Genomic DNA, 12200 nt, shown 5'->3' with positions numbered 1-12200 from the left:
TTGTCGGCAAAGCGGACTGGTGGTGTGTCGATGCCGGACGGGGAGTGGACGTGCGCAAAGATGTTCCTACCCACGGGATCTGCGATGCATTGCCCCGGTGTGCTGTACTAACTTCGACTGCCTCAATTCCCCGGCGAAATGTCGAAACCAGGAGAATGCGATGTACTCCAGGGCAGGCACATTCGTACCGAATCGATTACTCGGCGGAATCTGCGACCACTACGGTAAAGCACATGAGACAGTGCGAATTGCAGCGCATCAAAGGGTGGTTCTACTTGCCCGAAGCATCGGACGAGAAGGTGCCTGGCATTCTGTCGTGGGAACCGTCCAAAGGTGCAACGTTGGAGTTGATCGGCGGGTTTTCACCCGGGCCGGACTACCGAGAGAATCCCGAAGGCACTGGCTGCGTCAGTCACCAGATTGTCGGCGACGTACGTTCCGGCACCATCTTCGGTGTGTCGGATTCTGGGACTCCGCTGTCGATCTGGGAAGCGCAGCGCGGCAACTACACGGCTGGGATGTCGGGTCAGGTGCGCGAAGAGTTCTGGGAATCGGGGTGGGTCTGCGTCGGCGTCCACATAGGTAGTTCCCGAGACCCTGATTTCTCGAAGGCGACGCTCGTACTCGACGAGCTCTATTACCTCGTTGACGACGCTCGCTTCTGCCCACCACAGTGGGCGAAGATTGAGGGTGTCGACAGTCCCGGTGAGCTACTCGAGAACGGGACTCGACTCACGCCTTACATACTGCCGGTAGTGGGTGGGTACCGAGCTGAGTGCGTCCACGCAGAGACCGATGAGACCCGATACTCGATCAGCACCCGAGCAACCCGACCGTGGGCCAGCGTCGCGACGGAAGCCATGCCCGCCCTCAAACTCGACATGATGACGCAGAAACAACGCCGAGGGCAGGTCATCGAACTCCACGTCGGCGCGGATGCGAGCATTCGGTTACACGAGGGCGCTGTCGGAAGTGCAGCCGACTTCACCGACCGAATGGGGCCGGTCCTCGATCTCATTCGTCTGGCGACGTTCAGTACCGCCGATGTTGAGGCCATCTCACTGAAGACTACGGGCGACGAGGACGTTTCCCTGTTGTCGCGGATCGGGGAGCCCGCGAATCCTGTCAAGACGCATGAGCCCGCGGCGGTGGTATTCGACTTCTCCGACGTATCACTCGATTCGTACCTCAAGACCTGGAAGAAGCTCACCCAGGGTCGACAAGCAGATTACGCGTGGAGTGTCATTGTCGGACACTGCGGCTACTCGCCGGAGATAGTCGAGCAATACGTCAGTCAGGTGCTCGCTGCCGCGGAAGGGTTCCACACGTGGTGCCTCAACGCCGGAGGTGCCGAACTGAACCCGCGGCTGAAAGCGTTGCATAACATGCTTCCCGCTGAGGTGGGGTCACGACTCAACCTCGACGTCGACAAATGGGCGGACTGGGCAGTATGGGCCCGAAATCATGTAGCTCATGGCGGGAGCAAACGCCAGCGGTTCATCAAGGACAGCCTGGAGATCTTGGCCGTAGCGAAATCGGTGCACCTCGTTACATACCTTGTCGTGCTGTGTGAACTCGGCGTACCGGACGAGAAGATCTGTGACGCTCTGAAAGATCATCCGCGTCTAAGTGCGATGGTCTCGTACTGCGAGGTGGTCAATCAGATACATGCGTCTCGCGTTCCGTAAAGCGCCGTAGTCGAGCGAAGTCAACCTGGTGACCGTCGGTGGCTGGCTGTGTGGCTCGAACTGGCAATTCGTCGATGAGCGCGTTCCCGAATTCGTACGAAGGCGTTCCGGGCTATCGTCCCGGATATGCGCTGAACAGGGTCGCAGAGGTTTTACTCAGGTCCCCGAGGGCGGGGGACGTACGCGAATAGGTGAGTAAAACCCTTGTGATCTGGTCTTTTCTGCCTTTTCCCGGTGTCACTGCGTCGCGGGCTGCCGCGGATCCTGTAGTTCGACGGCTCACGTGCGCTAGGTGAGTGTATCGGCAATGCCGTGTACCCCGCACACCGTGGGGTGGGGGTGGATGTGATCGAACGGGTTGCGTGCTTCGTCCGCGCTCAGCTTCTTCCAGCCAACGACCGTCGGTCGAGGGTCAATTCACCGCAAGGCTGACATCATCAGGGGTGATCTCTCGAGGCTGTCGAGCCGGGACAGGCGGCGGTAATCTACAAGGGTGCAAGGCGACCGGCTGGCTCGGACCCGAGACCATATCGCGCGGGTGTCGGGTCAGGGGACCGATTGGGTCGGTTATTGCACTGCGGTGGATAACGAGCTGAAGCGGGTGATCCCGTTCGAACGCAGTTGCTGGCACACCGTCGACCCCGGGGCGGTATTCCGGGCGGATCGCAGGCGCTGCTCTGCCCACCCCGACGGGAGCAGATCACCCGACGTACGGGCGAGCCTGACCGGCTGTAAGGCGCAGCGCGGTAGTCAGTGCTCGAGTTCGAGTTCCCTCATCCGACCGGCACGTACCTCTATCGTACGATGTGCGATATCGCGGGCCACGAGAGTGTCGTGGGTGATGAACACGTATGCAGTGCCGTGTGACGCTTGGAGTTCGCAGAGGACGTCAAGGACCGTCGCCTGGGATACAACGTCGAGCGCCGACACTGCTTCGTCGAGCACGACGATCGCAGGACGCGAAGCCAACGCCCGGGCGATGGCGACACGCTGGCTTTGTCCGCCGGAGAGTTCGTGCGGTCGGCGTTGCGCGAACGCTACTCCGAGGCCCACCTCGTCGAGTACTTCGAAGACTCGCTGGGACCTCTCCGCATGCGTGAGGCCGAGCGACGGATGCAGTGACTCCTCCACGATCCGTGCGACGGTCCATCTCGGTTCCAAGGCAGAGAACGGGTTCTGCGACACCAATTGCACTTGCCCGCCGTGCAATTCGATCGTTCCCTCATCGGGCACGGCCAGCCCGGTCAGTAGTCTGGCCAACGTCGACTTTCCCGAGCCGGACGGGCCGACCACAGCGACCGTCTCACCGCGATGCACGGTCAGATCTATCGAGTCCGACGCCACGACGTCGCCGAACCTCTTGGTCAGTGAGCGTGCAGTCAGCGCCGGCTGACCCGATGACGATACCGGTGCGCGAAGTCTCCGGCCCGGAATCGACTCCTGTAAGGCTTGCGCTGCTGCACTTTTCGGGCTGTTCAGCACACAGTTGGTCGACGCCGACTCCACGACGCGTCCACCGTCGAGCACGACGACCCGATGAGCCCGCTTCGCAGCGACCGTCAGATCGTGGGTGATCAGGAGCAGACCGGTGCCGTTGCCGGTGTGTGCGGTGAGTGCGTCGAGCACCTGATCTGTGACCTCATCGTCGAGTGCGCTCGTCGGCTCGTCCGCAACCAACAGACCGGGGCGTCCCGCCAGCGCCATCGCGATCAGGACTCTCTGTCGTTGGCCGCCCGATATCTCGTGCGGGTATCGCCGCGCGTACGACGGATCAGCCAAACCCACCTCGGCGAGGCGATTCACGGCTTCGGTCTCGCTGTTGGGTTTGCCGGTCAACCGCAGCGCCTCGCGCACCTGGCTCCCGATTCGACGCACCGGATTCAGTGAGCTGCCGGGATCCTGTGGCACATAGCCGACCTGGCGGCCGCGTACAGACCGCCACCTCCGGTTGCCTGGACCGGGCAGATCGGAACCGCCGAGCCGCAGCCGCGTGGCCTCCACCCTGGTTCGGCCGCGGTGCAACCCGAGGACTGTCCGCGCGAGCGACGACTTCCCGCTTCCCGATTTCCCGACGACGGCGACCACTTCACCGGGTTCCACACGCAGGCTGACGTCGCGCAGGATCTGGGTGTCCCCGAACGTGAGGTTCAACTCTTCGATCTCAAGCATCGTGCGTTCCTTCGATTGCCCGGGATAGCCGATAGGCGGCGAGTACGACAACCGTGATGACGACAGCCGGGATGACGGTGAGCCACCACGCACTCGCCAGGTACGCTCTGCCGTCGGCGACCATCGCGCCCCATTCCGGTGCAGGCGGCGGGCGTCCGAACCCGAGGAAACTCAGCCCAGCGACAGCCAGTACTGCTTGACCGAACTCCACGGATGCGACTGCCGCTGCGGTAGGCCACAGGTGCGGCAGAACATGCCTTCCCACAACGACCGTGCGACGCCACCCGCTGACGGTCGCTGCCTCGACGAACGGCGCGGACCGCAGCTGCATGGTTCGAGATCGGATGACGCGGGCAACCGCGGCTATTCCCGCGATACCGACCGCGACACCGAGTTCGATGGTCCCACCGCCTGTTGCGGCGATCACTGTCATCGACAGCAGCAGGCTCGGCACGGCGAGCAACACGTCCACGATCCGCATTCCGAGGCGATCGGTCCAGCCGCCGACATACCCCGCGAGGAGCCCGATTACGCCGCCTCCGATCACCGCGATCGCGACCGCGATCAGCGCAGCCGCAAGTGAGGCACCCGTGCCGTGAACGATCCGGGGGAGCACATCGCGCCCCAGCTGATCGGTTCCGAACGGATGCGAGAAGCCGGGCGCCTGCAAACGGTGGGAGGGCGACGCAGCGACGGGATCGATACGTGTCAGAAGGCCGGGCACCGTCGCCGCGATCAGAACGAGCACCAACACAACGGACGAGATGAGGTTGGCGGCCGAGGGACGCGCGCGAGGCGTCCGAACCGAGAATCGCTGATGCGTCGACACACGCTCTCCCACGGAGTTCGTCATGCGCGCACACCCCCCGCTCGAGGATCGACGAACGGGCCGACCAGATCGACGGTCAGAGTGGCGACCACGAAGATCGCCGCCGAGGTGACCACCACAGCCAGCAGTACCGGACCGTCGTGTGCGGCGACGGCCTGTTGAGTCAGCCTCCCGAGACCGGCCCGGGAGAAGACGGTCTCCACGACGACCGCACCGGCGAGGGCGGCACCGACCAGGACTCCGAGCGCCGACAATGCCGGCAAGGCCGTCACCGGTGCGACGTGCCGAAAATGCACGGCCGCATCCGACGCTCCTTTTGCTCGTGCGACGTCGACGAACGGCTGGGATGCCGCTTCACGCATGCCCGACGCCATTACCTGAGCGAGGTAACCGGCGATCGGGATGGCGAGTGTGATCGCCGGCAGTATCAAGGCGGACAAGCCGTCGTCGCCGAATCCCGGGAACAGGCCCAATCCGAATGCAAAAACCTGGATCAATACGAGGCCGACGGCGAATGTCGGGATCGATACCAGGACCGAGGGCAGCTGACCGACAACACGCGCCAGGATCCCTTCGGGACGGTATGTCGCGCCGAAGGCGAGCCCGAAAGCAGCGATCGCGCCGATCGCTAGTGCCGCAGCTGCGAGTGTCGCGGTGGACGGCAGCGTTTCGAGTAGAGACGTCGTCACCGGTTGACCGGTGACAACCGAGGTCCCCCAATCACCGCGGACGAAGTCCCCAAGTGCTGTCGCGTACTGCTGCCACAGCGGCCGGTCGAGACCGTATTGCGCTTGCAGTGCCGCGATCGTCGTCGCCGACGGCGGGACGCCGACGCTGTCGGCGTTCGCCGCGAGCGACACGGGATCGCCCGGCAGCACCCGCAGAATGGCGAACACCAGGGTGAAAACCATCCACACCACGACGGCTCCGGCAGCGACGCGGCCGAGGATTCTGCGAGCGAGCGCGTTCGTCATGACTCACCGTCTGCGAACTGCAATCGCAGTACTCCGGAGGCGTCGAATCCGATCCCGCCGAATCCGGGCGCGACGGCGGCGACCTGTGACAGCTCTGTCACGGGGATCGCGTAGCCAGCTTCGGCCAACCGGGTCTGGACCTGTTCGACGATTCCGGTTCGCCTGGCTCGATCGGCTACGCCGGCCTGTTGCTGGAGCAAGGGGTCGATCTCTGGATCGAAGGTGCGCTGCGAGTAGTTGGTGCCGTCCGCACTCAAGCGCGACCGCAGTATATCCGGATCGGCTCGGGTCACGTTGTAGTAGACGGCGTCGAAGTCACCGACCGAACGGCGCGATAGAAAGTCGTCATTCGAGAGGGCGGTGACCGTCATGCCGATGCCGACTGCGTGCAACTGCTGCTGAATGAGCTCGAGAATTGGCTTGTTGCCGTAGAACTCGGGCGAATAGATTACGTCGAACGTCAGTGTCTTCCCATCCTTCTCGCGGGTGCCGTCTCCTGGTCTCCGCCATCCGGCAGCGTCCAGAACCCGTTCGGATGCCTTCGGGTCGTATCGGATGTCCTTGTCGTCGTGGTAGCCGGGTGTCGTCGACGCCAATACACTGGTCGCCGGTGTGAAGCCGTCGCCGAGAACGGTGCCGACCAGTTCAGGACGGTTGAGAGCGGTCGTCACCGCTCGGCGCACTGCACGGTCGGCCAGCGCACCGCGCGAGACGTTCGGCTGGATCACATACGGCAGACCGGGATTCGGTCGCGACACCAGAGAGGCGCCCGCCGACGAAAGGCTTTCTCGGTCCTGTGGCTGCGGGTCGGCCGACGCGTCCAGCTGACCGGATTCGACGCTGCCTGCTCGCACACCGGATTCCGGGACGACGCTGAACTCGACTGTCTGGTAGCGGGCCTTCTGGGCGAAGCCGATGTCGGGTGCCCAGCGGTAGTCGTCGCGACGCGTGAGCGTCGCGGACCGGTTCTGCTCCCACCCCGAGTATGTGTAGGGCCCGCTGCCGATAACAGCACTTCCATTGCAGCGCTCATCGAACGAGCGACCCACCGTCGACGACGCGAGAATGCCGAGCTGCGTCGTCGCCGCCGCCTGAAGGAACTGCACATTCGGTTCACGGAACCGTACGACTGCGGTTCGCCTGTCGGGAGTGTCGGTGCCCTCGTAGCCGAGTAGGAATCCGGAAGCCTGAAGGGCGCGGGTCGAGCCGGCGGCATTGGCCGACGCGGGTGATCCCAGCGCGTCGAAATTCTTCTTCACCACGTCGGAGGTGAGCGGTGTCCCGTCACTGAATGTGACATCCGATCGCAGCGTAAACGTGAAGTCCCGGCCGTCCGGCGAGGCTTCGAATCGTTGGGCCAGCCAGGGAGTCAGTTCACCCGTATCGGGATTCTGATCCACCAGCGAGTCGACGACCTGCCGCGACACGTTGACGGTCTGGTTGGTGCTCGACTGTGCGGGATCAGCGCAACTGGGCGCCGACGACAGTCCATATCGGAGAGTGTCGGATCTGGTGTGCGCACCTGCGCAGGCCACCAGTGGTATCGCGAAGGACAGGGCAACGACGGCGGTGACCGTTCGCGTGATGGGTTTGATGACGTACTCGTTTCGTTGGGCTTCAGCGCCAGGCTGAGGCGATCAATTGGTGGGACCGCACGCGGTCCTCATGCCGATGCGCGAGGGTGGTGACGATCAGTTCGTCGGCACCTGTCAGGTCGGCAAGCGCGCGAAGGCGATTGGTGACCCGAGTGGCCGTCCCGACGAACCGGGTGGCGACGCGCGCCGAGTGGCGGGCAGTGAGGTCTCGGATGGCAGCCGCTGACACATCGTCGGGGCCGGGAACGGGGATGGCTCCGGCACCGCGGGCGACGGAATCCACCCACGGCAGAAACGGCTTCGCTTGGCGACGTGCCTCGTCCTCGGTGGCGGCGGCCAAGACGTCCGCCGAGACCGCCAGATACGGTGTCTCGAGCACCCCAGGGGTGAAGGCATCACGGTAGGCATGCGCTGTCTGAATCGTCGTCCCAGGCGCAAGGTGGTAGTTCGCGACGAACGGCAAGCCCAACTGTCCTGCCAATTGCGCACTGATCCCCGGCGAGTTGCCGAGGATCCAGGGCAGCAGATCTGTGCCCTCGCCCGGAGTGAGGTGAAGAGGGGCGACGAGCCCTTCGGGTGTGAACGTCCCGTCGCGCAGCGACAGGATCTGTTGCACCTGACTCGGGTAATCCGGCACGTCTCCCGGTGGAGCGATCAGCGCCAAGCCCGCTGCAGCGCGCGCCGAGTCGACGAGTCCCCGCAGATCCCGGGGCTCCGGAATTACCACGCCGTCGACCACAGGATGCTCGTCGACGCCAACTGCCGTCTCGACCGGAGCCCGATTCAGGGCCTCCCGATACTGATCTGCCCGGCCCGCGCTTCTGCCGAGCCCGAGGTCGACCCGGCCGGGATGCAGGGTCGAGAGCGTGCCCCATTCCTCGGCGACGCGGGCGGCGACCCGCTGGCTGAGCTGCACCGCGCCGGCACCGACACGGATCCGTTCGGTGGCCGACAGAACTTGTGCCGCAACAATTGCCGGTGCAGCGGAGGCGAGTGCGGAGAAGTGATGCTCGGCCACCCAGTAGCGTCGATAGCCGAACTCCTCGACGCGCCGGGCGAGATCGACGGCTTCATCGAGCGCTTGGCGGGCAGTTCCGCCTTTTCGGATGGGGACCAGGTCGAGCACTCCGAGTTCGGTCATGACGCAACTCGTTCCCGGTTCTTGATCACCAGGTTGACGAAGAGCGCCACGAGTGATGCGGCCAGCAGGAATATCGACGCGGCAACCAAGCCACCCGAAGCGTCCGACGATGCGTACAACGCCGCCGCCACCGCCGCGCCGAGTGCGCCGCCCAGGTTGTGGAACGTCCACGACGCTCCGATCGCGAATCCGGATTCGGCAGCGGGAACCGACGACAGCGCGGCGACAGTGGCCGGCGCCAAGATCAGTGCCCATCCGACACCGAAGAACACGAAACCCACCAGCAACACGGCGAGTGACCCTGTCGCACCGGCGATCAGAGTGGCGCCCGCCGTCACCACCAGAGCGCCGAAACCGTAGCCCAAAGGTGTGACCGGGCCTACTCGATCAACCCAGCGACCCACGCGCGGCGAGGCGAGCGCCATCGTGCCACTCACCAGAAGCAGCGAAGCGCCGGTGGCGCGCTCATCGAAGCCGTGTCGGTCCGCCAGGTACGGCGGAAGCACCAGCAGAGCGGACGCATAGAACGCGGCGAGAAAGAAGTCCGACAGCAGAGCCGCACGGAATCGTGATTCCGTGAACAACTCAACCCTCAGCAGTGGGTTGGCTGCCCGACGTTCGGCTGTAGTCAACCCGACGCCGCCGAGCACAGCGACCGCGGCAGCGATCAGCACCGGAACGCTGAGCCAGCCCACACTCGCCGGCAGCGACACGAACGCGACCGCCGCAGCGATCGTCATCGCGAGGAGTGAAAGTCCGGGAACGTCCAGTCCGATGCGCGGGCTCGGTTTCGGCGCAGGCACGGCTACGAGAATCAACACGATCGCCAACAGCCCGAACGGCACGTTGATCCAGAACACCGAACCCCACCCGTAAGCCGGTACCAGCAGTCCGCCGAGTACCGGGCCGATCGCCAAGCCGATGCCGTTCACCGCGTACAACCAGCCGACCGCACGCCCACGCTCTCCCGGCGGGAACAACTGTTCCACCAGCGTGGAGGTAGATGTGTAGAGCATTGCGCATGCTGCGCCCTGCACGAATCGAGCCCCGACAAGCCATCCGATACCTGGAGCGAGCGCCGCGGCCACCGATGCGACAACGAATACTGCGAGTCCGACGAGCAGCACCCGTCGACGCCCGAACTGGTCGCCGAGCCGTCCCGCCGTCACCATGAACATCGCAAGAGCCGTGAGGAATCCGCTCAGTACCAGCTGGGAACTGCCTATCGTCGTACCGAACTCACGAGTGATCGACGGCAGTGCGGTCGACACGATGGTCAGATCGATACAGCCGAGGAACGACGCCGTTGCCAGGCCTATGAAACCGGCACTCCGTCGTCCGACGGACGTCTCGTGGTCGAGAATGCTCACCGCGCGGACCTCCGCTTCTTGAAGCGCAGCGGCAGCCAGGCGGCCCCGTCCTCCACGAACAGATCGCGGGTCGCCTGCATGGCGGCGGAGATCTGCTGTGGGTAGACGACGAAGTCGTAACCTTGTGCAGCCCAGAGCGGCTGGATGATCGGCACTTCCTCGAGAAGGTACCTGAGGCATCCATCGCGCACGCGGTCTACTTCCGGGACATCGCCACCTTGCCGTGCGACGAAGCGATCTATGGTCGAGTCGATCGCCGACCGATAATCCGTGTTCGACCTGTATGCCGCTCGGACGTCACTCAGGGCTCGCGGATAGCCGGGATCGATCAAGGCGTCGTCCCACCGGAGGATGTCGACATCGGCGGTGAGCAGATCGATCAGCGGGCGATTCCGCGCTATCCACTGATCACCACGTCTGCGCGACCGATCGTACGCCTGGCTGGGTGAGGCCTTCAGGTTGTGCCGCTGAAGGGTGTCCGCCACGGCGACCGTGACACTCCCGAAACCGCTCCGATTGAGCAGATCGATAGTGGCGCCGAACTTTTCGCCTTCGTGGTAATCCGCACCGACACTCACCAGAAGAATTGTCGAGCGGCCTGCGTAGTCGTATTGCGCACCTTTGAGGTCGAACGCCGCCTTGTGTGACGAGGAACCGACGGATGCGGTTGCGGTCGCGGTGAGCGCCATCAGCTCCACACCGCCAACGGCTGGTCCTGACCGCGGACCCCGATGAACAGCCCGACTGTCACACGCGGTCGATCGTGCGATGGTGCGACAGCATGCACTCGGCGGGGATCGATGAAGATCGCCTCCCCGACCTGGGGGCGAACCGTGAGAGCCGGCTCGCCGACAGCGTCACGATCGACACCCCACACCCGCTCCCCGGACAATGCTCGATAATCGCCTTCGGACGGGTACGAGTCCCAGATCTCGAGTTCGCCGCCACGGTCCGGTACGTCGAGGTAGACGTTGACCGACAATTGACGGCGGATACCGAGAATGTCCTCATCGGGCAGGTTCCGCTGCACGTTGTCGGTATGAGGCTCCAGATCCACTCCTGCCTGCTGATAGCGGACCACCCCAGCGAAGAACTTCCGACTCTCCGAAGTCAACAGCGTGGTACCCGACGGCCACGTTTCGTCGAGCAGGATCCGGATCGTATCGGTGGGGTAACCGTACGGCGCGGCGAGTTCTCGCAGATGCTTGCGATGCTCCGGTGCCTCCTCGAAGTAGGTGGCCTCATCTCCTACTGCGACTTCGGAGAAGGCGTAACCGATCCGGCGGAACTGCGGATCGGTGCCGAGCGGTCCGTGGTCGTCACGGCCGACGAATTGCGTACGCAACCCGTCCAATGCGGCGCCGGCGACGACGTCGCGCACCCGAACCGCGTAAACGTCGCCTTTCAACAGCTGCAGCAGATCGTCTGCCGAGAACTCACGAATCGTCGTGGTGACGACGCGGGCCGATCGCTCCTCCAAAGGATCATCCGTTGATACGCCAATTGCCTCCACAGGCCCATCGAGTGTTCCAGTCATCGTGTTCCTCCCCATGCCGGACGAGTACCGGCGTCGTCTGCGGTCGTGCGCATCGGCGAACCGCACAAAGATCGATCACGAGCGTTGATGAGGATGCGCAGACCACGCACACCCGAGGACATGGCTTGTGCGACCCCGACAGGTCGTCATCCCGGTCGCTCATGATGAAATATGTGCACCCGGAACATAATTCGACGCATGGACGTGCAGCAACAGATGTGCGTTCGAACGAAGCGAACCCGCGCAGGTCAGGTGGTATTAATCATGGTGAACTGAAAGAGACTTGTTCGAAGGAGGGGGCGGGCGGAAAGGCCGACGTGGATGGGCGATTCACACCGACGCAGTGAGCGGAATTGGGCGGATTCAACCGGCTTGTCTGCCGCGATCGGAGTAGACGATCGTGCTCGCCGTAGCGAAGCCTACGATGGAGGCCGGCACTGACGGCTTCTGTTCGGCGGCAGTGGATGTGGCCCCAGATCCGCAGCGAAACGGCGCGGTGCGGAGCCCATTGCCGATCGCACGGTTCGTGGTCGATGCGTTCACTGCAGCCACCTGGCCGAGAACCCGGCGCCGCAGCCGACGAGATCGTCGGCATGGTCGCCGCCGCATCGCGAATCTGGCTGTGCCACACAGCCGCCGGTTGACCTGCGACTGACCGAACTTCTTGGAAGCACGCAAAGACGGCTGCCTATTGCCCGTAGCAGGATAGAACGTGCAGGATAGGACTCTGTCCGAGAACGACTCCGCCTGACACCGGTCACGACGGGTCGCGGAGAGTATCGATGGTGGGGGACATGTGCTGGCCCCACGCCGACAGCAGTGAGTGCCCGCCGGGCAGTCTCCGCTGTGAGTCTTGACCGAAACCTCCCACGCGGAGACCGCGGATACCACCAGCGC

The 12200-nt window shown here is 64.0% G+C and carries 9 protein-coding genes; 1 reads left to right on the top strand and 8 read right to left on the bottom strand.

Annotated elements, in window-relative coordinates:
- The first annotated feature begins 233 nt into the window (after positions 1–233).
- The gene (locus ACFWO3_RS06505) at positions 234–1688 is read left to right on the top strand and encodes a HEPN domain-containing protein (RefSeq protein WP_378575115.1); all 1455 of its coding nucleotides are present in this window, start codon (positions 234–236) and stop codon (positions 1686–1688) included.
- A 750-nt stretch (positions 1689–2438) separates the two neighbouring features.
- Here the strand turns inward: ACFWO3_RS06505 and ACFWO3_RS06500 are convergent.
- The 8 genes from ACFWO3_RS06500 to ACFWO3_RS06465 form a co-directional block, all read right to left on the bottom strand.
- Positions 2439–3857 carry an ABC transporter ATP-binding protein gene (locus tag ACFWO3_RS06500; RefSeq protein ID WP_378575112.1) on the bottom strand — a complete coding sequence of 473 codons (1419 nt, stop codon included), beginning with the start codon at positions 3855–3857 and terminating at the stop codon, positions 2439–2441.
- On the bottom strand, positions 3850–4710 hold the full coding sequence (locus ACFWO3_RS06495) for an ABC transporter permease (protein ID WP_378575109.1): 861 nt from the start codon (positions 4708–4710) through the stop codon (positions 3850–3852). The genes ACFWO3_RS06500 and ACFWO3_RS06495 overlap by 8 nt, the downstream gene beginning before the upstream one ends.
- A complete protein-coding gene (locus tag ACFWO3_RS06490) occupies positions 4707–5660 on the bottom strand; it encodes an ABC transporter permease (protein WP_378575106.1) in 954 nt (317 codons plus the stop codon). The genes ACFWO3_RS06495 and ACFWO3_RS06490 overlap by 4 nt, the downstream gene beginning before the upstream one ends.
- Complete coding sequence (locus ACFWO3_RS06485; RefSeq protein WP_378575104.1) at positions 5657–7087, bottom strand: ABC transporter substrate-binding protein; 1431 nt, start codon at positions 7085–7087, stop codon at positions 5657–5659. Before ACFWO3_RS06485 ends, ACFWO3_RS06490 begins: the two co-directional genes overlap by 4 nt.
- A 190-nt stretch (positions 7088–7277) precedes the next feature.
- A complete protein-coding gene (locus tag ACFWO3_RS06480) occupies positions 7278–8396 on the bottom strand; it encodes an LLM class flavin-dependent oxidoreductase (protein WP_378575101.1) in 1119 nt (372 codons plus the stop codon).
- A complete protein-coding gene (locus tag ACFWO3_RS06475; RefSeq protein WP_378575098.1) occupies positions 8393–9766 on the bottom strand; it encodes an MFS transporter in 1374 nt (457 codons plus the stop codon). Before ACFWO3_RS06475 ends, ACFWO3_RS06480 begins: the two co-directional genes overlap by 4 nt.
- Positions 9763–10455: a tRNA-dependent cyclodipeptide synthase gene (locus tag ACFWO3_RS06470; RefSeq protein WP_378575094.1), complete on the bottom strand. Its 693-nt coding sequence runs from the start codon at positions 10453–10455 to the stop codon at positions 9763–9765. Before ACFWO3_RS06470 ends, ACFWO3_RS06475 begins: the two co-directional genes overlap by 4 nt.
- Positions 10455–11303, bottom strand: coding sequence for a 2OG-Fe(II) oxygenase (locus tag ACFWO3_RS06465; RefSeq protein ID WP_378575092.1), 849 nt, complete (start codon positions 11301–11303; stop codon positions 10455–10457). Before ACFWO3_RS06465 ends, ACFWO3_RS06470 begins: the two co-directional genes overlap by 1 nt.
- Positions 11304–12200 lie beyond the last annotated feature (897 nt).

It is taken from the genome of Rhodococcus sp. NPDC058521, from assembly GCF_042719695.1.
Classification (GTDB): Bacteria; Actinomycetota; Actinomycetes; order Mycobacteriales; family Mycobacteriaceae; genus Rhodococcus_F.
Note: the sequence above shows the minus strand (reverse complement) of the source record. Positions and strands in the feature narration are given on the sequence as shown.